The sequence below is a fragment of the Microvirga yunnanensis genome (assembly GCF_025460875.1).
The window spans coordinates 114,557-134,925 of sequence record NZ_JAMXFI010000001.1 but is presented as its reverse complement, the minus strand read 5'-3'; the positions used below and the strand labels follow the sequence as shown (position 1 = coordinate 134,925).

Annotated in this window: 16 protein-coding genes; 7 read left to right on the top strand and 9 right to left on the bottom strand. The window is 59.8% G+C overall.

The features are described from left to right. Window positions 1-26: 26 nt before the first annotated feature. The 3 genes from NF876_RS00570 to repC all read right to left on the bottom strand — a co-directional run bounded on the left by NF876_RS00570 (window position 27) and on the right by repC (window position 3,194). Window positions 27-782 (bottom strand): tetratricopeptide repeat protein, encoded by a 756-nt coding sequence (locus NF876_RS00570; protein ID WP_262267073.1) that lies wholly within the window; start codon window positions 780-782, stop codon window positions 27-29. Between the two features lie 98 nt (window positions 783-880). After that, window positions 881-1,213, bottom strand: a complete 333-nt coding sequence (locus tag NF876_RS00565) for a hypothetical protein (protein WP_262267072.1) — start codon at window positions 1,211-1,213, stop codon at window positions 881-883. 685 nt (window positions 1,214-1,898) lie between these two features. Beyond that, entirely contained in the window at window positions 1,899-3,194 is a 1,296-nt protein-coding gene (gene repC / locus NF876_RS00560; RefSeq protein ID WP_262267071.1) for a plasmid replication protein RepC, read from the bottom strand. A gap of 841 nt (window positions 3,195-4,035) precedes the next feature. Between repC and NF876_RS00555 the strand changes: the two genes are divergently transcribed. Beyond that, on the top strand, window positions 4,036-4,845 hold the full coding sequence (locus tag NF876_RS00555) for a hypothetical protein (RefSeq protein WP_262267070.1): 810 nt from the start codon (window positions 4,036-4,038) through the stop codon (window positions 4,843-4,845). Between the two features lie 71 nt (window positions 4,846-4,916). Here NF876_RS00555 and NF876_RS00550 read toward each other — a convergent pair whose 3' ends face one another. Then, window positions 4,917-5,159 carry a hypothetical protein gene (locus NF876_RS00550; protein ID WP_262267069.1) on the bottom strand — a complete coding sequence of 81 codons (243 nt, stop codon included), beginning with the start codon at window positions 5,157-5,159 and terminating at the stop codon, window positions 4,917-4,919. 899 nt (window positions 5,160-6,058) lie between these two features. Here NF876_RS00550 and NF876_RS00545 point away from each other — a divergent pair. From NF876_RS00545 to NF876_RS00535, 3 genes are all read left to right on the top strand, one after another. After that, entirely contained in the window at window positions 6,059-6,439 is a 381-nt protein-coding gene (locus NF876_RS00545; protein WP_262267068.1) for a hypothetical protein, read from the top strand. Window positions 6,440-6,536: 97 nt separating this feature from the next. Beyond that, the gene (locus NF876_RS00540; RefSeq protein ID WP_262267067.1) at window positions 6,537-9,569 is read left to right on the top strand and encodes a hypothetical protein; all 3,033 of its coding nucleotides are present in this window, start codon (window positions 6,537-6,539) and stop codon (window positions 9,567-9,569) included. A 516-nt stretch (window positions 9,570-10,085) separates the two neighbouring features. Further along, on the top strand, window positions 10,086-10,679 hold the full coding sequence (locus tag NF876_RS00535; protein WP_262030793.1) for a hypothetical protein: 594 nt from the start codon (window positions 10,086-10,088) through the stop codon (window positions 10,677-10,679). Window positions 10,680-10,752: 73 nt separating this feature from the next. On the opposite strand, the gene NF876_RS00530 is transcribed toward NF876_RS00535, so the two are convergent. Continuing rightward, complete coding sequence (locus tag NF876_RS00530) at window positions 10,753-11,055, bottom strand: hypothetical protein (RefSeq protein ID WP_262267066.1); 303 nt, start codon at window positions 11,053-11,055, stop codon at window positions 10,753-10,755. Window positions 11,056-11,670: 615 nt separating this feature from the next. Between NF876_RS00530 and NF876_RS00525 the strand changes: the two genes are divergently transcribed. Further along, window positions 11,671-12,042 (top strand): hypothetical protein, encoded by a 372-nt coding sequence (locus NF876_RS00525; protein ID WP_262267065.1) that lies wholly within the window; start codon window positions 11,671-11,673, stop codon window positions 12,040-12,042. A gap of 42 nt (window positions 12,043-12,084) precedes the next feature. Next, window positions 12,085-12,960, top strand: a complete 876-nt coding sequence (locus tag NF876_RS00520; RefSeq protein WP_262267064.1) for a MinD/ParA family ATP-binding protein — start codon at window positions 12,085-12,087, stop codon at window positions 12,958-12,960. Between the two features lie 533 nt (window positions 12,961-13,493). Here the strand turns inward: NF876_RS00520 and NF876_RS00515 are convergent. Next, window positions 13,494-15,004 (bottom strand): transposase gene (locus tag NF876_RS00515; RefSeq protein ID WP_262267139.1). Its coding sequence is split into 2 segments (ribosomal slippage): window positions 13,494-14,122 and window positions 14,122-15,004, totalling 1,512 coding nucleotides; the frame shifts between segments, so codons are not numbered across the junction. 208 nt (window positions 15,005-15,212) lie between these two features. Further along, a complete protein-coding gene (locus tag NF876_RS00510) occupies window positions 15,213-16,376 on the bottom strand; it encodes a ribosome modulation factor (protein ID WP_262267063.1) in 1,164 nt (387 codons plus the stop codon). Window positions 16,377-17,004: 628 nt separating this feature from the next. On the opposite strand from NF876_RS00510, the gene NF876_RS00505 reads away from it, so the two are divergent. After that, window positions 17,005-17,757, top strand: a complete 753-nt coding sequence (locus tag NF876_RS00505) for a hypothetical protein (RefSeq protein WP_262267062.1) — start codon at window positions 17,005-17,007, stop codon at window positions 17,755-17,757. A gap of 35 nt (window positions 17,758-17,792) precedes the next feature. Here NF876_RS00505 and NF876_RS00500 read toward each other — a convergent pair whose 3' ends face one another. Then, on the bottom strand, window positions 17,793-18,560 hold the full coding sequence (locus NF876_RS00500) for a hypothetical protein (protein WP_262267061.1): 768 nt from the start codon (window positions 18,558-18,560) through the stop codon (window positions 17,793-17,795). A 504-nt stretch (window positions 18,561-19,064) separates the two neighbouring features. Beyond that, window positions 19,065-20,189, bottom strand: coding sequence for an NAD(P)-binding domain-containing protein (locus tag NF876_RS00495; RefSeq protein WP_262267060.1), 1,125 nt, complete (start codon window positions 20,187-20,189; stop codon window positions 19,065-19,067). Between the last annotated feature and the right edge of the window lie 180 nt (window positions 20,190-20,369).

Below are 20,369 nucleotides of genomic sequence, written 5' to 3'. Positions count from 1 at the left end.
GCCAAAAGCGTGTCAGGTTCATGATCTTATGCCCGCTTTGCAGCCTTGCCCTCAGAACGGGCATTCGGGGAACCAAGGCTCTTGAGATAGGCAATATGCGAGTCGATCTCGGCGGCCGCGACGTCCGATTTCAGGAGGTCCCGGGCCTCGGCTTCTTTGCCAGTCATCACGAGGACGACAGCGAGGTTCTGACGGACCTTCTGGTCAGCACCAGGCGCAACGGAAGCCTTGCGGAGATACTGTTCCGCAGAGGCCATGTCGCCGGTCACAGCATAGGAGAGGCCCATGTTGGTCAGGACCATCGGATCCTCCGGCTGGATCTTCAGTGCAGCCGTATAGAGGGAGCGAGCGCGATTGTGGTCGCCGGACTGATCGGCGATCACGCCTTGAGCCGAGAGAACCCGCCAGTCAGGGTTATCTGGGGTATGGGCTCGGTCCAGTACATTCGAGGCGAGCTGGGTCTTGCCAACGGCGATCAGGGCCTTCCCGTAGGCCGCGATCACCCCCTTGTCGTTCGGGAAGCGGAGAGCCGTCTGCTGGAGAACGGCAGCCGCTTCCTCATTGCGATCGAGGGAGTTGAGAGCCTTGGCATAGGCCAGAGCAGCCTCCGGGTTGTCCGGCTGGGAACGGTAAGCCTCTCCCAGACGCTCCGCTTCAGAGCGGATCTGGCCCTGGGAAGGCTGGCCCGAAAGGCCGAGGCTCCCGGTGGTTGTGGTGCATGCGGAGGCCAAAAGCCCAGCGGCCGAAATCAGCGCAGCACGGAGGATGAGGCTGTGTCTCATAACAATGTCCCGGTTAAACCTACGATTCGTGTTTTTCTATTTCGCCCCTTTTCGCATTTTCACGTGCGAAGGGAAACGGGTCCAAAGCGCTCCGCACGCTAATTCGCAGCCTCAATTGGCGGCAATGCGATCTGGTCGGGCAAGAAGTGGAAGTCGATCCGAGCATCGGAAGCAGGATCTGGGTCTGACCCAGAGGCCAAAAGTTCAACCAAGCCATCGACTTGATCCAGCCGGATCTGGGACTGGAGCATCAGGAGCGATGAGCCGATTAAGCATGATTGAGAAAACTCGACCGGGGTCGTTGTGATGAGCGCTTCCGGGTGATCTTGGCTCAGACCCACGGCGGCCCGTTGCGCGGCCGCTCCATCGAGAGAAGCAAAGAGTGGAACAGCACCCGCTGCGTTCTGAACGGCGACTAGATATGTGAGCATGATTCGAGAATGTCCTGGTGGCGATTCTTGTTGTCGGACGGGTAAATCGTGGGTTTCGGCGGTCGCCTTGACCTGCTCTCAACACGTTAAGAGAAATATTTTTCTGTCAGGTTGTTTGTCGTTGAACGCCGATGAAGTCTTTTGTTTGCGGGTCGACACTTGATGAACTTGCAAGCCGAAGCGATAAATGGCGAGGCTCCGAGCTTGTTTATACATATTCAAAACTAGCCCATTCCCCTTCGTATATCCCGCATTTTATTTCGGACTGAGCCAGACAACGAACCAACGAAGATCTGAAGTCTCGGGCGCGAGTTTTGGCAGAGCAGGCTGGCAAGTGGAGTATCGTTTCCGTCTACTTGCGGCTCGATTAGGAGACAGTATGCACAAAGGCAGTTCTGCAACATTTTGAGACTGATCCCGACAGGGGATTAGATATTGTCCCGTCGTAAGAAGTATACCGTGAACTCAATCTTGTGCTCTCGGAAGTCTTCGCGCTGACCCGCTACGATTGAACCCTATTCAATCCGTCGTCCTGACTTCCGCTTGGATTTGACAGACGTTGCGCTCTCCCGATCTCGGTGGCATGTTCATGGGGAACCCGGCAATGTCGCCTCTTCCTGGTGAGCCAACATTGTCGAAGCGGGTCTACGCCCGTCTGACTGGGCGGAACTGACAGCCGTTGATTTTATCCGGCATGTCGTTCCGCCTCTTTTTTACCGAGCAGCGGAAACACAACAGAAGGCCTGGGATCGTGCGTCCGGCTTGCTGCCATTCTCGCGATGACGTCCCCCATGCTGGACTGGTGCGAGCCTGTCTTGCTTACGATGCTGTGCAGATAACCGCCGGGGTTCGAGATCCGCCCATCTTCATGCCCCTGAAGAATGACCAGAAGGCTCAAGGAAGCCTCAATCGGGCCGAGGGACCGCTGGGCTTCATCCCATAGCTTTCCAGAAATCCCAAGGAGCCCTCTGAGTTGGTGAATGCTAGATGCCAGCTTATGAACCGACGAGAAGGCGTCAGGATAATACTGGGAGAGGGCGGGGCAGGCTCGCTGCACCTGATTCAGGTCCAAGGGTAGGCCTTTGGTACGCTCCTGCTGGATCTCTGACTTTGGCGCGTAGGGCGCAGCCTTGATGCCATTCACATCTTCGGCAGCCCTTTGATTCAAAGAGTCATCCTTTTTATGAATCAGATTAGGATTCTGGGTGAATCCTTTGTCGCCTGCGGGCGAAGAATCTTCGACCAATTCGGTTGCATCGAGATGCTGGTTCCAAGCCGATTGAGCCGAGACTTCGAGTGTGATGAGTGACGACAGCAGAGTGTGCAGGTCAGCCAGCGAGGCCTTCACGGTCCGGGTGGGGCGGCTCAGCGTCATGCCGTACTGCTCCCCGAGACGAGCGAAGGTTGCGGCGAGTTCAACCCAGGGACCGGCGATCTGGCTGTCCTGGCCGCCGGCGATCAGGCGGATGACTCTGATCCTGGTTTCAGAAATGAGTTGAGCTAGCTTCTTCCGCTCCGCGAGTTCGGCCTGATGAGTTTCGGCCAGCTCAAGAAACTGCTCCCGACGGATCATCAGGGGAGTAAGATTGATGCCGCAAGCCTGAACAATGCGATTGTTGACGCGCGTACCGAAGCGTTTGCGGGTGTCGCTGTGGGTGATCAAGCCCATTTGGACCAGGCGTCTGAGGTGAACCTGAATGCTGCGCACATCGACACCGACGCGATCGGCCAGGGCGGCATTGGACGGCCATACGACGGGGCCGATCTTGCGATCCTCCCAGTCAATCGGATGTGAGAGATCGCAAAGGACGCTGAGGAGCCGCCAAGTGGTGGGGCGGAGTTTAAGGGCCGGAGCCGCCTTTTTAAGAGCGTAGAGCACTGCCGACTTGGTCGTTGGCTTTTCGTTAACGAACTTCTCTGTCACGGCCCGTTCGACACGGGCGTGGGCAGCCGACATCGGCCGCAATCCTTGCGGATTCATGGTCTTGACCCCGATTGTTTTTGGACAAGCGAGACCGATCGCCGAAACGACGTTTCCAGTTGACAGGGATGTCGGGGGGGTCTAAGAACATTGACGCCAATCTAGTTCTTAGTCCGGTCCCGTTGGGTTCAGTCCTTTCGATACCGGCCTCTTCAAAACCCCTGCCGCGCCAACGGCGGGGTTTTTGATTCTTAGGCCTTCTTCAAGCCGTTCATGTCCTCGTGTGTTGGATCGATCCGAGAAAATGCCGCCAAGCATTTCGGGTCGACTTTTAGATGTGAATACCGACCCGGGACTCTTGCTCCAGACGCGCCAACGCCTAAATTCCGAATCTGATGGGCCAAGTGGATTCACACCGGCAAGGTGGGTTGAGTCAAGGGCAAACGAATTAAAACGCGGATTGCCAGAATTAGAGTTAAAAAGCCCGCCTCTTAATTGCGATCTTTCCGGATAGGCTGTTTTGAAATTCCGACTGCGATTCGGGATAGTTGACAGCGTGGCAGCTTGCCATTTCCGAATTCTTGTGCTTCGTAAAACCCGTTCTCAAATCAAAATTCGGATTTTCGAAATGGGAACAAAGGGAACGAGAAAGCGGTAAACTTGCGAGCTTCGGAAATTGCCAGCGAGCGCGCAACTTTAGATCGCTCCGTAACTTGTACTGGATCGGGATTTGTTAATCCAACCCGGCCAGTGACGGTTCTGGGTTTGAATGTGGTATTTGGGGGAACGGATGACCCGTAGGTCGTTTTCGGAAGACGATTTCTCTGAAAGCAAAACGCTTCAGAATGTGAGCGCAAACCTTCAGACCATCAAGAAGTTGATGGGGTGGGGAACCACGGAGATGTCGAAGCAGATCGGCATCAGCGACCGGCATCTCGATAGCTTGCTTCGGATGACCTCGAATGTGACTGTTCTGGTCCTCGAGAAGATTGCCGAGGGTCTGGGAATTCCTTTCCAGCGCCTGACAGGAACTCGGATCGTGGTCAGGGGCCACGTTTCTGGCGGCAACTACCTTGAAGAGCTCCAGCAGGAGCCCTGGCACATCAGCAGCGACGAGATTGAGGCTCCGGTGGCTCGCTCGTCGCGTGAGGCTCCTTCGCGCAAGGCGAAGAAGGAGACGAAAGCACCGGAAGAGCCAGCGTTGCCTCCTGGAATGGAGGGGATCTTCCAGCGCCTCATCGATGTACAGGAGCGGCTCACACAGGATCAGAGCCGGACGGACGCCAAGGTCGATAAGCTGGCCGAGCAGATGCAGGACCTGGCCAGCGCGGTCAGAGGTCAGGCAACGTCGGCGGCTGCGGCCAAGAGTGAAGCCGCCGGTTCAGGAGGCGGTGCAAAGGGATCGCGCAAAGGGCGGAAGGGTTCGGAGGAGACCTCGTCCAAGTCAGGCAAGGGCGGACGGGGTGCTGCAGCCCGTTCCAGCGCTGGCGCGACGGTCTCAAGTGGGCGTACCGCGGATCCAGACGGAGACCTGTTCGACCGGAGCGCTCCTGAGGCTCCCAAGCGCCGTGGCCGGCCGCCTAAAGCCGAAGCCGCAAGCCGGACGACCCGCGAGGCAGCCTTAAAATCCCGAGGGCATGAGAGCGTAAAGAAGGCCAGTCCTTCCAAAGACGACGGGCGCACGAAACGCCCCTACAATCGAAGGAAATAAAAAAAGCCCGCTCGGAGAAGAGCGGGCTTTCTTGTATCGGCCGGGGAGGGACGAGAAACCGTCTCTCCCGGTTAGAATACCATTGTGAAGACGTAGGCGATTGCCGCCAGAGCGGCGAGGAACACCCCGATCTTGACGACAGTCCAGCCGAGGACGAGGGCCATCTTGACGGCGCCGAGCGCCAGCAGGACCCCGAGGGCGCCAAAGACGCCTTCGTTATAGACCCACATGATCATCGCATGAGCGATCACGATGAAGGCGACAGTGGGGGCCAGGGCCTTGAGCTCGACCCGGAGAGCTTCCTTGAAAGTCATGGCAGGATCCGTTTCTTATTCTTTTTATTGGATCCAGCGCGGGGATGTCTAGGCTAGCGTCTAGTCCGTGCTGGTTCTTATTATTGTTCTTGGCACGGCCGCTTTTGCCGCCGTTCTTTTTTGGGGTTTCAGAGAACCCCTTGTTCACCTCAAAGCCATAGCTTCAAGAAGTGTCTCCCTGACCGGAACCGGTCAGGGTCAGCGTTCACCAGGGCATGCCGAAATAGAGATCCTGCTGCCCTGCTCTCTTATCGTTGTCAGTGCGTGGGGACTTGGAGTTCGGGGACGAAGGACGAGGAGCCACGACGTGGGGGATTGTTCCTAGCGCTCTCACGAGCGCCTCGATGAGACTGATCTTATCTCTTGTGAGATCTCCGGATCCGGGCACCGGAACGACCGTGATGATGGAACGCCCGAGAATGGTATCTCCGTCCCATACGCTCTGGGGCACCGCCTGGACGCGAATTGGAGACCCAGGCTCAGGCAGGGACACTGGGGTGAGACCGTTCCTGATCGAAAGCCGGTCGGTATCGATGACCGCCCCGAGAATAGAATGGGCAGATCCGACATTGTTGAGACCCCTGACCTCAATGACATCACTAAGGGCAGCGGGATGTCGGCACCGGTCCGCTTCGGCAGCATGCAGCGCTCGACACAGGGGAACTCCGTACTCCTTTAATATATGGCGCAGTTGAACCTGCGGGTCCGGCTCGATGAGACGGAAGGGGATTGTGACCTCCGCGTGGCCGGCCCTGGGGGTGTGGAGCACACATATTAAGATAGCAAACCGAATTAGGCGGGGGTATTTTACCCGCGTAACTCGGCACAGCCGTTCTCGAATCATAATTCGGGAGCCGGATTGCCCTGAAGCCCGCGCACGCAACGTTTCCGAGGTTTCCATGGACAACGATCTGATACCCACCAACAGGCCTAATACTACCGACCAGGCATCGGGTTCAAAAGGCCTGTTGAGCTCAATCAAGGGGACTTTGTCCGACGTCGGCAAGCAGGCGGTCGAGGGCGCTGTGAACCTCGTGACCCCCGAGGGTTTAAACGCATTCTCCGGTCGCATGCATCTCCACGGGGCCGACGGTACAGCACCAGCCAGCCTCAAGGACGTTGATAGCGTTCTCTCAAAGGCAGGCTCCAAGGGGCTCGATGCCCTCATGGGGCCGAACTTCGAGAAGCAAGCGCTGCGGGGCGCGGAGGAGGTGTTCTCGCGCATGGCCCACGGTCATGACCGTACTCGGGTCCGGGACGGTCATGACATCGGTGGCTAAACCTGCCGACAGCCGGCTTTTCGCGGGTCCATTTTCAGCGGTCTCGGCCGTGCGAACAGTTCTACGGCGGGTTCCAGGGCATGGGGGGCTGAGCCGGTTGTATCGCGGCATCGCGATCGCAGCAGTCGGGGCGGTCCCGATCTGTCTGTTGCTTGGAACTGGTTGGGGCCTGCTGTGGGGCTTGGTCCTGGCTTTGATTGTCGACCAAAGTCTTTGGCTGGGTAGAAACTTTGTGGCCTGGACCACAATCTGGTTTCTCGTCTGGTCGTTTTGGGTTCAAGCCGGATCGTACTTTCTACCGCTCCACAGCGAGTTCTGGCTGGTTCTGGTCGGGGTCTGGAAAGCCGATGGGATTGTCTTAAGGGAAGTTGGAATCCCCCTCCTTGCTTCCCCAATCGCGTGGTTTGTCCTCGGTTTCCCCGGGTCGAAGGGCCTGGATGCCCTCTTCAAGCATATTCAGCGGGATCTGATCGAGTTCCCGCTGCTCGTGGCTTCCGCCACTGTTTTCACGTTCAGCTGGGCGGCGCCGCAAACCCCGGGTGCCGTTCTGATCGGCTCCACAATTTTCGCAGGGATCATCGGCATGGTTATGAACTTTCTCAGGCGCGGACTGCTCAAGAGTGCGGCGGCGATAGACAATAAGATTGAGGCATTGGAGACGAGGCAAAGCGGGACGCAGGTTAGAGAGATCAACGTCCCGGCCCTCGGACAATCCGGACGCCCGAAGCGGTTCGTGTTTGACGATGAGGACCCTGAACCGGCGGCGGCACCTCTGACCGCCGCACCCTTTCCCGCGCCAGGTGCACAGGCGGTCGCTGGGGCCGCAACTGCGCAGCCTTCTCCCGTGGAGGAACACATCGAGCTCACTCCTGACGCCAGTCTTTGGGACGAGGACGGTGGCGATGAAGCGGAGGTTGAGGCCCACGGTCAGGGCGAGGATCAAGGGCAAGGGGCCGACAGTTCCGGGGAGCCTGAGGATTTGGCTTTCGATGACTCGCTTTTCGCGAGCGATAATGGACTTGGATCTGAGGCAGGTCCATTGGGGGATGAGGTTTCAAGCGAAATGAACTTCGGTGCGGAAGAGACCGTGGACGGGGACGCCCGTCGAATTGCGTTCATGGATGCTCGCAAACTGGTTGATGCCTATCACCTGTTGTCCGAGCAAGCGGCGATCAGCGACGATCCGGTCTCAGTCCGGGAGGCGGTCGGCACCTTGGCCGACATGATTACGAACACCACCCAGCTCTCGCGCGATTGTCTGACGGAAATCGATCATCCTGAGGTGATTGACGGGTGGATCCTCTCCGCGACATTTAACGAAGACGCCGATATCGAACGTGAGATCTACGACCACTTCATGAGCCCAGCGGCGGAGCCGACGGATGAGTTCGCAACGCCGGTCTTAGACAGTGTCGAAGCGGTTTCTACTCAGCCCGTGGTGAACGTCGCCGGACCGCCGGAATGGGAAATGGGGACAACGATCGTTATTGATGCCCCGGGGGTCGAGGAGCCGCAACCCGAGGAGGCGGCTGTGGTTACCGTTTCCCATGTGCCCCCGACCGAGGAGGACGATGTGGCGGTGAAGGAGCCGGAGAAGCCGAGCATCCCGACGCCCTTGCTTGATGGAGACCTTACTGAGGACGAAAAGAGCCTCGTGTCATCCATCTTGGAGGATCAAGACCTCTTGGAGAATGGCTTGCGGGCCATCGCTGGCTATGACTTCCGGCCAAAATCGCTCAGCCTCCTCAGCGGCCGGGTCGGGGCATTGCTGCGGGCCCGTTGGAGCGAGGTTTTAGGGGATCCGCGTCTCCAGCGGGTTTTCATGACCGTCCTAGAGCGTGTCGATGATGAGTTATACGAGAAGGTCGGGATCCGCCGCAGCATCTGTTCAGTACGCTTCACCTCGTCTCTCGTCCAGGGAGAGACGGAAACGTTCATGATGGATGTCGAGGAGAAGCTTAATGCGGGTATCGACACGAAAGATGATTACGATTTCCTCCTTGGCTGCAGGGACCGACTTGAAAGCCTCACCGAGGCTTTCGGCGAGGTTGTGCCAAGCCTGAACGAACTGGCTCAACGATTCCGGAAGGACCTGGAGGCTTCGGGGCGGGTCTACGCTGAACCCTTGACCCCGGTGGTGACCGAGCTGACTGGCGTGCATGCGATCGACCCGGGCTCGATCAAGAGGGGAATGGGGCATGTCCTAGCATCGAGCTTGGATCAGAACGACCGTGACCTCCTCGACGGCTTCATCGCCGTCGCCAAATCGGTGAAGACGCTCGAGCAGCGGGTGATGATCGAATCCCTGCGCCGGCAGACGGATGTGTCGACCCATCCCCTGTACGACTCTGTGATGGCTCTCAAGCAGGACGCTTTGGCCAGAGCCAAGTCGCTCCAGGACCGGGTCACGCTCTCGGGAGGAGGAGAAACGCGCCTCAAGAACATGCTGCTTTCAGGCGGGGAGGATGCCGCTGAGGTTTTCGCAAATATACTCCGTTCTGCGCAGGAGGTGGAAAACTACCGGATCGACGGCAAATCGAAGAGTGCTCTGCTGGCGAGCTTGGAATCCCAGATGGCCGCTCTCAACCGGCTTGGTGAGGAACATGCTGTGGAGAAGCGGGAACTGCGAAAGCAGGCAGATGCAAACCTGACGAGCGACAGCATCGAGGCTCATATCAGCCTACTGGCTGAGGTGTTTTCGCAGAAGAAGAATGCGGGAAACCACAAAATGGTCACCGACGCCGAGACGGTCCTGACGAGACCGAAAACCGGCCCGGCTCAGGCAATCTACCGCACCAAGGATATCACCTACGCATTCTGCTTCATCTACGGACAGAACCGCAACGACTGGTATGTCAAGGATGCCGAGATGCTGCTCTGCAGGTCGAACTCTATGGCAATCTCGCTCAAACAGGCCCGAACCCAGGTCGGCAGTCTTGCAGAGGTGCAGACCGAGAAGGTCCGGATGCGCTTCATCATGGTTCACGGGAACGTAGAGGCGGGGATGGGCATCGCCTTCTCCGCAAAGCAGGCCATTGAACAGCCGGACTTGCTTATGAAACCGAGTGAGCTCGATCGCGGCCTGGAGAAGGTCTCAGGGGATGAGCAGCAGGTACGGCCCGCCGCGTAACCGTCGGTCATCTAAGAAGAGGGGTGCAACAATGCTGTGGGATCCGGTCAGCCTCGGCGACCGATTTCCCTGTTGCATCCCTCACTGCGGCCGAATGGTCGCCAAGACAGTCCCTGAAGAAAAAGGTTGGGGCGAGTGGATCTGCGGCGTCCACTGGAAAATGGTTCGCTCTACTTACCGGCGCGTCCACGCGCGCATCCTTCGCCGCGGGCGACAGGGCCTGGCGGTGCCTCTTGTGCGGGCTGATCGCACGTGGGCTCGCGTTAAGCGGGCGGCGGTGAAATGGGCCGCTGGTCTGAGCTGATCCCCAACGGACGCTGGTGCTGCCGCACTAAAAAGCGCATTTCTGCATTAATATGCTGTTTTCCGAATTGTGCTTCATGAAACTTATGCTAGGATTCCTTTGCTCGTCATTGACGAGTGCACTTGTACGCCTGGTGTGGAGGTTCGTCCGCTGGGTGCGTCCTGTGCAACCTACCGAGCCCAATGCTCGGTCAAAGCCAAAGGTGTCCAGCAATGGCTGACAACCAGAACACGGAAGTGAAGAAGCCCACCGTCTCGGAGATCCTCGAAGGTGCGACCTCGCATGCTGCGCTGATGTCCGATCGTAGTCCCGAAGGCCTTGAAGGCCGGAAAGCGGCTGCGAAGGTGATCAGTGACAAGCTCGACTACCAGCGGGACTTTAAGGGTGCCCCTGGTGTTAAGAGCCTCGCTGGTTTCCAGACTGTGGTGACCAAGGATGGCGATCTGAAGCTGCATTACGCGAAGAGCGAGGTCGAGATGGCCAAGACGATCGCGGCCAAACAGCAGCTTCCGGAGGGGCAGAAGCCGACCTCCAAGGTTCGCTTCCTTGCATTCAACATGAATGCAGCGGTCAATCGCACTGCGAATACGACGGGTAAGGACGCTCTCCATGAAAAGGACGGCGGCGTTATCTACTTCGACACCAAGGTCCTGCAGGAGAACGTCAAGGTTCTCTCGAAGGCCGCGCAGCGCGATGCCATGTCCTCGGCTCTGCAGGATGCGATCGACTCAAGCCGCCTGAAGTTTGCTGAAATGCAGGCTTTGCGGGGTCGCGCGCAGCAGCAGCAGCAAGGCATGGCCGCCTAAAAAGGCTTCTCTTCCCGGCAATAGGAGGCGTCCAGAGAGATCTGGCGCCTCCTTTCTTATGTGCAGTTCCTGGTCAGCGCAGGCGGTCTGGTCCCGTCAGGATCAATGCCGATCCGAAGATGGGGTCACCCGAAGAGATACCCCGTGCTGCATAAGCAACATCACGGATGGCGATTGCCGACGGGTTCAACGGCAGCTTCTTATGGGCGTGGTCTTCGTCCACGATCATCTGGGCGGGCTCGCCCTCGTACTCATCGACGCCGCTAACAATCTCAATGCCGCTGGAGTTCAAAGCAGAGCAGGCTTCATCAAGATCTCGGGGAGCAGCGGCCAAGGCGGTTTTCTCACCGTCGGCGCTGATAATGAAGCAAGGCATAATCGGATGGCTCCTATAGGGTTGCTGTCTATGAATTAGACCAGAGTGGATGGTTTAGCAATTTGCGAGCTGCAGTTCTTTTTTACCGCTTTAAAGTGCGGTATCACGGGATAGAATGCAGGACGTTTTACGAATCGTAATTGTCCAGGATTCGAGAATTTGGAGAGTACGAATGTTGATGACTCCAGAGACGATGGAGGCGTTGGAGGTAAGGCGCAGCCGTCTGGTGGAGATGTTCGCAGGATGCCTGAGGCGACCTGACGTTCACCGGGTTTATGCGACACCGCTTTCGCGCCGGCAGAAGACGTCAGAGCTTCCGAAGCACTTTGCCCTCGGTGGGCTGCCCGACGCCGCGGTAGAGGGTGGCTTAACGAGTGACTTCATGGCTCTCGCCCACGTCACCTCTTCCGATGCCGTAGAGCCAGACGATATTCGATTCCGGCGGCTTTGGAAGGATGTCCGGGAGAGTGCCCATGAGGCAGCCCTGGCTCTGCGTCAGCGCCTTCATGTCGAGAGAATGATGCGTCTTGGCAGCACACGCATCAGGGCGCCGGCTCAGGCCCAGCAAGCAAGCGGAGGTCCTCAATGACGGCTCAGGCCCTGGAGTCTGGTGGGATGTCTGATCCCGTCGGGCCGCTGCTTAAGCGGGAGTTCGCTCCCTATAGAGTGACAGATCGGGTCGAAATCCAGACGAGGGTAGATGGCCGGTTCACCATCATTCTCTTCGGCGATTATGTGCCGGAGGAATCGCTGCTGGGCGGAAGGCTAATTCTGTCCCCCGCCCCAAGCAGAATGCGGATCTTCGTTCGGCACTATATGGACGAAAGCTATGACGAGGGCACCGTGCTGATTGCGGAATGCCCCGACCCGAAACCGGAGCTTCTAGAGGTTTGTAGGGCGCACGAGTTCCTCGACGTGCTGATCTACAATCAGACAGAGAATCCTCTCGAGTTCCAGAACCTGTTGGCGTGGGTCGACGAAAACTAGCGCCCCATCCCGAGACGATCAAACATTCACGAAAGGCTAGCTATGGATACCCTTGCTTTTACAAACGGTCAGAAACCCTCCTTCATTGTCGGCACCCGCACGGGCGGCCAGGGTAAGACCCTCATCTCTCAGGTAATCCAGTACATCTTCCAAGGGCGCGGGCAGCCGTTGCGCGTGATGGCTGCAGACACGGCCGGAGATGAGGGCAGCGCCACGAAGTCGAAGCTTGCACGGTTCCTGGAAGGGCAAGAAACGGTCGAGGAGCTCGGCATCGGCGTTTCGTTGACGTCCATCCGCTCTGATGAAGCCGCGGGCCTCCAGTACTGGGAGCGTCTGGGCCAGGCCCTTGAGCAGGGTAATGTTCTGGTTGATGTTGGCGCAAACGTCCTGCCGTCGATCTGGAATTGGGCCCTGGAGATTGATGCCGGCCGGGTGTTCGAGACGGCTCCCCCAATCTGGTTGATCATCCCCGTCACAGCCCAAGCGCAGAGCTTGGTAGACGCTGCGGACCTGATCCGCCTTGCCGAGACGAACCGCAAGTTCCTGCCGATCGCCCGCTATGTGGTGGTATTCAATGAGCACGAAGGCAAGTTTGATAGCCTGTCAGAAACATCTGAGTACCGCGATCTCATGAAGTTCGTGACCGACCACAACGTGACGGTGGTGAAACTCGGGCGCTGCAAGAGTTCAGTGTGGCAGAAGATCCAGGGCAACTGCATTTCCCTTAAGGCGATGAAGGAGCTCGACTTCCGTGACTATACGACGAAGTTTGGGATTAGCTCCTTCATGGCATCGGCCGCCGAGAAGGACTTTTCGGGCTGGCTGACCGAGACAGTGAGCGCATTCCGTGAAGCGAAGCTGGTGCCCGATGATCTGGCTGTCGCCAAGACTGTGGACGAATACAGTTTGAATGGCTGATCGCCCGATGGACCCCGTGAACGATTTCTACGAGAGCCATGATCGGGATTATCGGGAAGCGCTGGTCCGTCACGAGCAGATGTGCAGGGAGCGGGAACGCTCTCTGCTTCATCTCCTAGAGCAGGCGGTTCTCGAGGGCGGAAGCGACCAAGTCGTTTCTGTGATCAAGGAGCTGCCGGAAGAGGATCGGGAACTGATGGTTGAGCGTTTTCCCGATCTTCTCTCTAGGCTGACGGCGACGGCTAGTCGGGCGTCAGGAGGATCAGGCGTTGATCTTGGCGCAGCCTTTCGGGCGATCGAGGTGATCCGGCAGGCGAAACAGGAGGTTGGGCCGGCGGCGCTCTCCGACCCTCTCGGAGTGTCCATCAGCCTTCCCGATCTGGTCACACTGGCCCGTAAAGGCAGGATCACAAGCGCCAAAGGGTTAATCGCGGCGCGGGATCGGGCAGAGGCCGAAAGGAGAGGGATTTGGGCCCTCTTCAGCCTGGTTGTCCGACGACAGGCGTGGTTTTGCTGGATGCGGTTAAAAAAAGCTAGGATGGCAAAGCTAACTGGCAGGCCTGCTGTTCGAGAGCAGCCAGGTAGGCGGCGGGATCATGCCGAAAGCGGGTGCGCAGCGTTCGCGCGACGCGTCGCTTTTCCAGCTGTTGGCGCAAGTTTCTCCAGTGCTCGCGGTTCGCGGCTCCCAAGTCGCGGGCTGTCGGAGCCTGCACGCGGGTCGCGGTAGCGGCGATCAGCCGGACCGAGCCACGCAGAACCGCACCGGGTGACGCTGTCTTGCGCCCGGTCGCGCGCCGCTCGTGATAGCGCTGGGAGCCGAACAGCTGTTCCAGATCGTTGTTGGTGCGCGGCAGGTCCGGCATCGCATAGGTGTGGAACAGGCCAGGGCGATAGCTGCGCGTGACCTTCTGGAAATGATCGAAGGCGCCGGCCAGCGTCCCGGCCCTGGCCCGATGCCGCTGCATCGCGCCCAGAACCCCGTTCACCCGCCGCCGCACCATCGCGGCGCTCTCCTCGTGCGGGTTGCCAAGCCAATGCGCCACGGCGTGCACGAACCGGTAGGCGTACTCCACATCCGGCCACAGCGAGGCGGTGCGCTCCAGCGCGCGAACGATCATCTGGTGCAAGCGCGTCAGCGCCGGTGCGAAGCCCCCTTTTGCGGCACCCGATCCAGGCTGCCGGCCACTGTCTCGAGCCGTTGCTTCAGTTTGAGACCCGAGGCGGCGAGCGGCGCCCGCCCGTCATCGGTGATTGCGCTGCGCACGGCCGCGCAATAGCCTTGCACGATGGCCGCTTCGGGATCCTCCCGCTCCTCCACGGCCCGTTCGATCCCGCGGATGCCGCGGACCTGCTTCTTGAGCTCCTTCTTGGCATGCCGGTCGGCCTCGAAGATCGGATGCGCCGCCTCGCGCAGGAAGTGGAACTGACACAGCTGATGCGGCACGCCCGGCAGTACCTGGGCGACCGCGTGGCGAATGGAGGTCTGACCGTCGCTGATCACGCCCACGACCGGCACGCCCACGGCGTCCACGGCCTCGCGCAGCAGCCCCGCCAGATCCTGGGCCCGGCCGGAGAGCAGGCTGCGGGCCAGCACAATGATGCCGGACAGGCAGTCACGGATCACCCACAGCACCTCATGGCCGACATCCGGCTGCACGCCATCGAGCGCCAGAATGACCCGCCCTTGCTGGGCCAGGAGCTTCTGCAAGGGGCGGCGCTCCATCAGCCGGGTGGCGAGCAGCTCATCGTAGCGGTCGAGCAGGTTGGTGACACTGCGCTCGGCAATCGCCACGCCGCGGGTGGTGAGCCCCTCGTGGATCTCGGGCACGCTGCGATGCTCGCGGTGACGCAAGGCCCCGACGAGGGCGATGACGTCCAGCCCGAACTCATGCTGGGGCAAGGCCAAGGCGCCCTCGCTCTCGGGCCGATAGGGCTTGTGGAAGCGGTCGCAGCCGATGGTCTCGCACCAGCGGATCTTGAGCCGCAAGCGGATCGATCCGGTCAGCGTCACAAGGGTGCGGTGGTTCTCGTAGCGGATGCGCATCGGGGCTTTGCAGGCCGGGCACAGCCGACAGGCGGGCCGCAGCACGCGCTCGCGCTCCGGCCGCGGGCGCCCTGAGAGTCTGGTCATCCCGCACCTCCCATCAGGTACAGAAGACCCCCACTACCACACTCTATCAGACAGTCAGGTTTGCCGTCCTAGAAAAAAGGAGCCGGGGCCCATTAGGGGCTCCGGCTCTTCGCATTGGGGCTCAGTGAACCTCCGCGCCACGACGCAGGAAGGGCGGGATGTCCAAGTTGTCTGCGCTGACGATGGTCACCTGATCGGCCATCTCGGCATGATCGCCGAAAGGACCGTCATCATCAAAAATGCTCTCATCGGGCTGGTCAGAATGCGCGAACTGGCTGGCCGTGAGGCTAGATGCCGTGTCAAGAACGATGACGGAAGCATCCTGGGCTAGGTTCAGGTCAGCCTCGGGAGAGCTCATCTGCTGGAGCCGCTGGTCTACCGATTCTTCGTAGCCATTCTCCCAGCTCTGGCGCAGCGGCCCCGGAGCATAGGGGCAAGAGCTCTTGGGTTCATTGGCAAGGGCTGCCTGAGCACCCTCATCCCGAGCCTTTGTCAGAAAGATTCCGTCAGGCGAGAAGGTGACCATCTCATCGCCCTCCTGGACCGAGCCATCGGCGACAGGGGCAGTTGTCTGGGTGTTCACAGTGTCGAGCGGTTCGGAGCTTGCCGCGGTCACCGCCTCGTCCTGCGAGGACACGGCCTGCTCCTGCAGGTCCGTCATGCCTTCGGCGGGAGCCTCGATGTCGCTCTGAACGTCAATCTCTGCGGCATCGACAGTGGCCGGCGTTTCGTCAGGGAGCGCAGCAGAAGCGACTGCATCCTGGGCGGCCTCACCCTCTTTGTCCTTGGCGCCGGCATCATAACCCTGTGCGTAGGCGGTCTGGGCTGAGGGGCGCTTGTAGAGGTTGATGTCCTTTACCTGGCCGGTGATCCCGTCGTCATAGCCCTTCTGATAGGCCGAGCGGGAGCGGGGAACGTCATCCCCATACGGGTTGTTGGGTGCGGGCGTTGACGAGACCGGAGCGGCGGGAGCGGCTTCGGAGAGCGGCGCTGCGGGCTGCACGGAAGGGGCGGCCGCCGATAGGTCGATGTCACCTCCGACGAGACCGAGTTCGATAAGCGCTCCGACACGCTTTTGGATCATGTCATCGAATGCAGGACGCGGAAGGTTGGTCTCGCCGGTCACGGAAACTGCGAGGTCATCATAGTTCGTCTGGGCGACAATCAGGGCAGAGCGAGCGGCTTCCATTTCCAACTGCAGCCTGTCCAGCGTGCGCTGAGCAAGAATGACGGCGATGTGAGACTGTTCGCCCTGGGAGACAAGAGCCAGGATTTTGTCGTTCATGTTGTGCTCTCTAGTTTTGGGGATTGAGAAATCTCGTGATGTGCACATCGACTTAGGATGTGGATTTCCTGTGTGGGCATCTGATTTCAGAGCGGGTGCCCAGGAATGAAGTTATTGGGGTTTGTATTGCTCCCCGTGCAGGCAAAGATCCTGCATGTCGTTTTCTCGAAATTCGGCAGGGGTCTCCCGCTCCGCACGCGAAAGAACGCTCGCAGCCGTACCTAAGATTGATGGCTCCCGAATTAAGATTGGATAAACTTGAATTAGATAGTATCTATCGGAAGTAGTATCGCGCCCAGGTATCGGTTATGAGTAAAAAACCGTCTCAAGATAGGGGACCGGACCCGGTCTTTGGGCTGCTCATTGGCGCTGTCGTTGGTGGACTGGGGACAGGCGGCTATCACATTCTAAGCGGCGTTCGCCGTTCCCGGGTTGATACGATCACTGGGACGGTCGAGACGGATCTCGCGTTTGGAGTCGGGCTGGGGATGGCGATCGTTGGCATCGTTCTTCTGGTGAGGTCTTCCGCCGGCCGCAAAGGGTAGGGTGCCTCTGCGAAAGTTGGCGCTAGGCAATCCAATGCCTGTTGTGATGAAATCCAGGCTCAGGGGCGATGGGTGGAGTTCGGATGGCCAGGGTATTGATCATAGCGGTGGCGGCCATTCTTGGAGCGCTTCCTGCTTATGGGCAGGCCGGCTCGCCGAAGCAGGAGGGGCGTATCCGGTACAAGCCGGGCTGGGTTGATGCGACCTGCGAGCTGGAGAGGCTGGATTTTCTGGAAGCCGAAAAGCGCAAGGAAGCACGCCGAGCGTTCTTCGATCGGCCTTACCCTAAGGAGATCGAAAACTATGTCCCTGGGGTTTTCGAATATGCCGAGCACATTCTGACCGGGATTCCTTGCTATGCGACCTCAACGGTCGAGATCCGGTTGCCGGAACGTTTCCGTTGCCGCTTGGATCGGGTGATTTTCCGCGATCCAGAAAAGGGAGAAGAGCTAAAAGCCGCCGGCGGAAACTACAGCTTCCATTTCGTGTATCTGGATGCGGCCGATGAGAAGGTCGAAGACCGGCCCCGCGCCTTGAGAAAGGGACCTCCGAGCGTCATCGGCCAAGTCCTAGTCAGAGGGCAGTTGGCCGGGAAGACCTATACAGTTACCCGCGAGTGGATGGATGGAAGCCCGGCGGAGGCAACCGGGTCTCGGGAGACTCAAGAAGCCAATCCGGACGATGCGGTCCTGCCAGCAGACAAACTACCGTTCGTGACGACTTCGAACGCCTCGATGTTCGTGTTTGACCTACGGAACGACTCGCCAATCGTGAAGGAGCTCACCGGCGGGCCGCTCAAAGAGTACCAGTTCATTCCGCATAGCTGTCAGGGTTAGGGCAGGCGGCTCGGCTGCACTGGCAGTAGTCTGCATCAACACCCAGAGGCGGATCGGATCCTCTCGATCCGGACCCCCTCGGAGGTTTGGACAAGGCTCACCGTTGCCTCGCCGTTACACGGCTTCCGCCCAGTTCGATAGCGGTACCGGACTTTTACCTGCATTGGACCCGCCTCGTCGGCCGACAGCAGCTTCAGTGGCTCGTCGAGGGTGCCGTAGAACTTTGTCAGGGCTTGAGCTGTGAATGGGCCACTCGCCTGTTTCTCTGCAATCACTCGAGCCGACGCTGCTCGACCGTCCCCGCGCTCGAGTGCTCCATAGAATTCGTTCACCAGGGCCACAGCCGTTGTCGATCCAGGTGTCGTCGGCTCGGGGGCCGGGGATCCCCGTGTCTCCGGTGGTGTCCATGCAGCAAGCATCTCGGCGGCAATCGCTGGGTATAGCGCGGCATCATTGCCAGAAAGACGGATCTTCAGGAGGCGGACGGACGGCTCGACAGCAGGATCGCCGATGAGGAACACGAGACCCTGAGTGGCGAGCGGCGAGACCGGCTCCTCGCCATCCGTGCCGAGCCCGTTCTGTCCGGCTGGAGTTGAATAGCTCACTACATCCTGAGCCAGGTGGCGAATTTTGTCCGATGGCCAGGGTGCAAAGACATAGGCGTTCGCATCATCCATCCCTTCGTCGCGGACGCCTTCAGCAAATGAGCGGGCCTGCGGGAATACCCGGGCGATGACCCGTGCGACGGCAAACCGTCCTGAGGTCCCGCCTTCCGAGAACCGGCGGACGATCTGCGGTCCCATCCAGGGGTCGTCGAAGTTCGCAGGTGCCTCGGGAGGGGTGACATATAAAACGTCTCCGTCACTTCCTGACACGGCTCTGCAGGACCATCCCCTTGGACCGAGAACGCCGCCACGCCCCGATGGATTGGCTGTGTAATAGGCCAGTTTCTGAGCCGTTCCGCCGGGGATGAGGAGCCTTGCCGCTTTTGGAAGGGCAGGCGGCTCACGCAACCCCATCTGTCCATCCTGAGGACAGCCTATGAGGGGCACTTCAGCACTGGTTAAAGAGGCGGATGTCTGTGTGTCAGGAAGGGTCTGTTGGAACGCCTCTACCAACTCCATGGCAGTTTCGCTGGCACCTGCTGTCGATGCAAGAAGGGAGGCGGCGGCAATGGTGGATGCGAGTCGGATCGATAATCTCACGGAACGCTCTTTGGCCTGGGGCAGTAGGGAACACGCTAGTTGAGATCAGGCTCGTCGCCAATGCACGGCGAGGGGTTGGATCGGATGCTTGGCCGGCAATGCTCACGCAAGGTCGAGAAAGGCCATGAGTTCGTCCGCGGCGGCGCGGCCGGCCCGGTTCGCCCCAATGGTCGAGGCGGAGGGGCCGTACCCCACCAGATGTACTCTCGGATCTTTCGCGACCTGCGTCGCCAGCCGTCCGGTCATGACGATGCCCCCACCAGGCTCGCGCAGCATGAGCGGCGCCAGGTGATCGAGGGAACTGCGAAAGCCGGTGCACCAGAGGATCACGTCGGCGCGGAGCGCGGTCCCATCTGACCAGCGAACCCCGTCCTCCGTGATCTCGCTGAACATGGGGCGCCGGGTCAGCACCCCGCGTGCCCGCATGGCCTCTACAGCGGGAGTGACAGGAATCCCGGTCACCGAGACGACGGACGCAGGTGGCAGGCCGCGGCGCACCCGGTCCTCCACAAATGCGACGGCAGCGCGGCCGGCCTTTTCGTCGAACGGACCATCCCGGAATTCGGGCTCTCTCCGGGTCACCCAGGTGGTCGCGGTGACGCGAGACACTTCGTCGAGCAACTGGATCGCCGAGATGCCAGCCCCCACGACAATGACATGTCGACCCGTGAACTCCTCGGCGCTGCGGTAATCCTTCGTGTGCAGTTGCCTGCCCTTGAACCGGTCGGCTCCGGACACGTCGGGAACGTAAGGGCTTTCCCACGTTCCCGTGGCATTGATGAGCCCGCGTGCGGACACCTGGAGCCGGTCCGTCTCGACCCTGAAGTGATCGTGCCTGTCGCAGACGACCTTCACCGTCATTGGGCGGTAGACCGGCAGGTCGAAACGTTTCTCGTACGCCGCGAAATACGCTGGGACGGCGATGCTCGCCCGCACCTCCGGGCTGTTCGTGCCGGTTACCTCCGAAAAGGGCATCCCTGGCAGGTCATGAATGCGATTGACCGTGCTCAGGGTCAGCGAGGGCCAGCGGTCTTGCCAGGCACCACCTGGCCCTGGAGACTGGTCGAGCACCACAAACCCCTTGTGCGGCGCCAATCCCAGCCTCTTGAGATGGTAGGCCGCCGAGAGCCCCGCCTGACCGGCTCCGATAACAGCGATCTGGACTTTGAGCGCCATGCCCGGCGTGACGGCATTCGGCGGCGACGAAAGTGGTGAGGAGCTGTCCATCGGCACGCAGGCTCCTCTCCCGGTCCTGTGGCGAGTTGCGGGCGAGACCGGCCGCAAGCCTCGTCGGCATGAAGGTGGCTAGCTCGTCGGTAATTGCAAGGGTGCCCGGGATCACTCACGCGCGATGGTTGCGCAGAGGGGAAAGGCGAGGGGCTCGTTCGCTTCCGCGACCGGCACGAG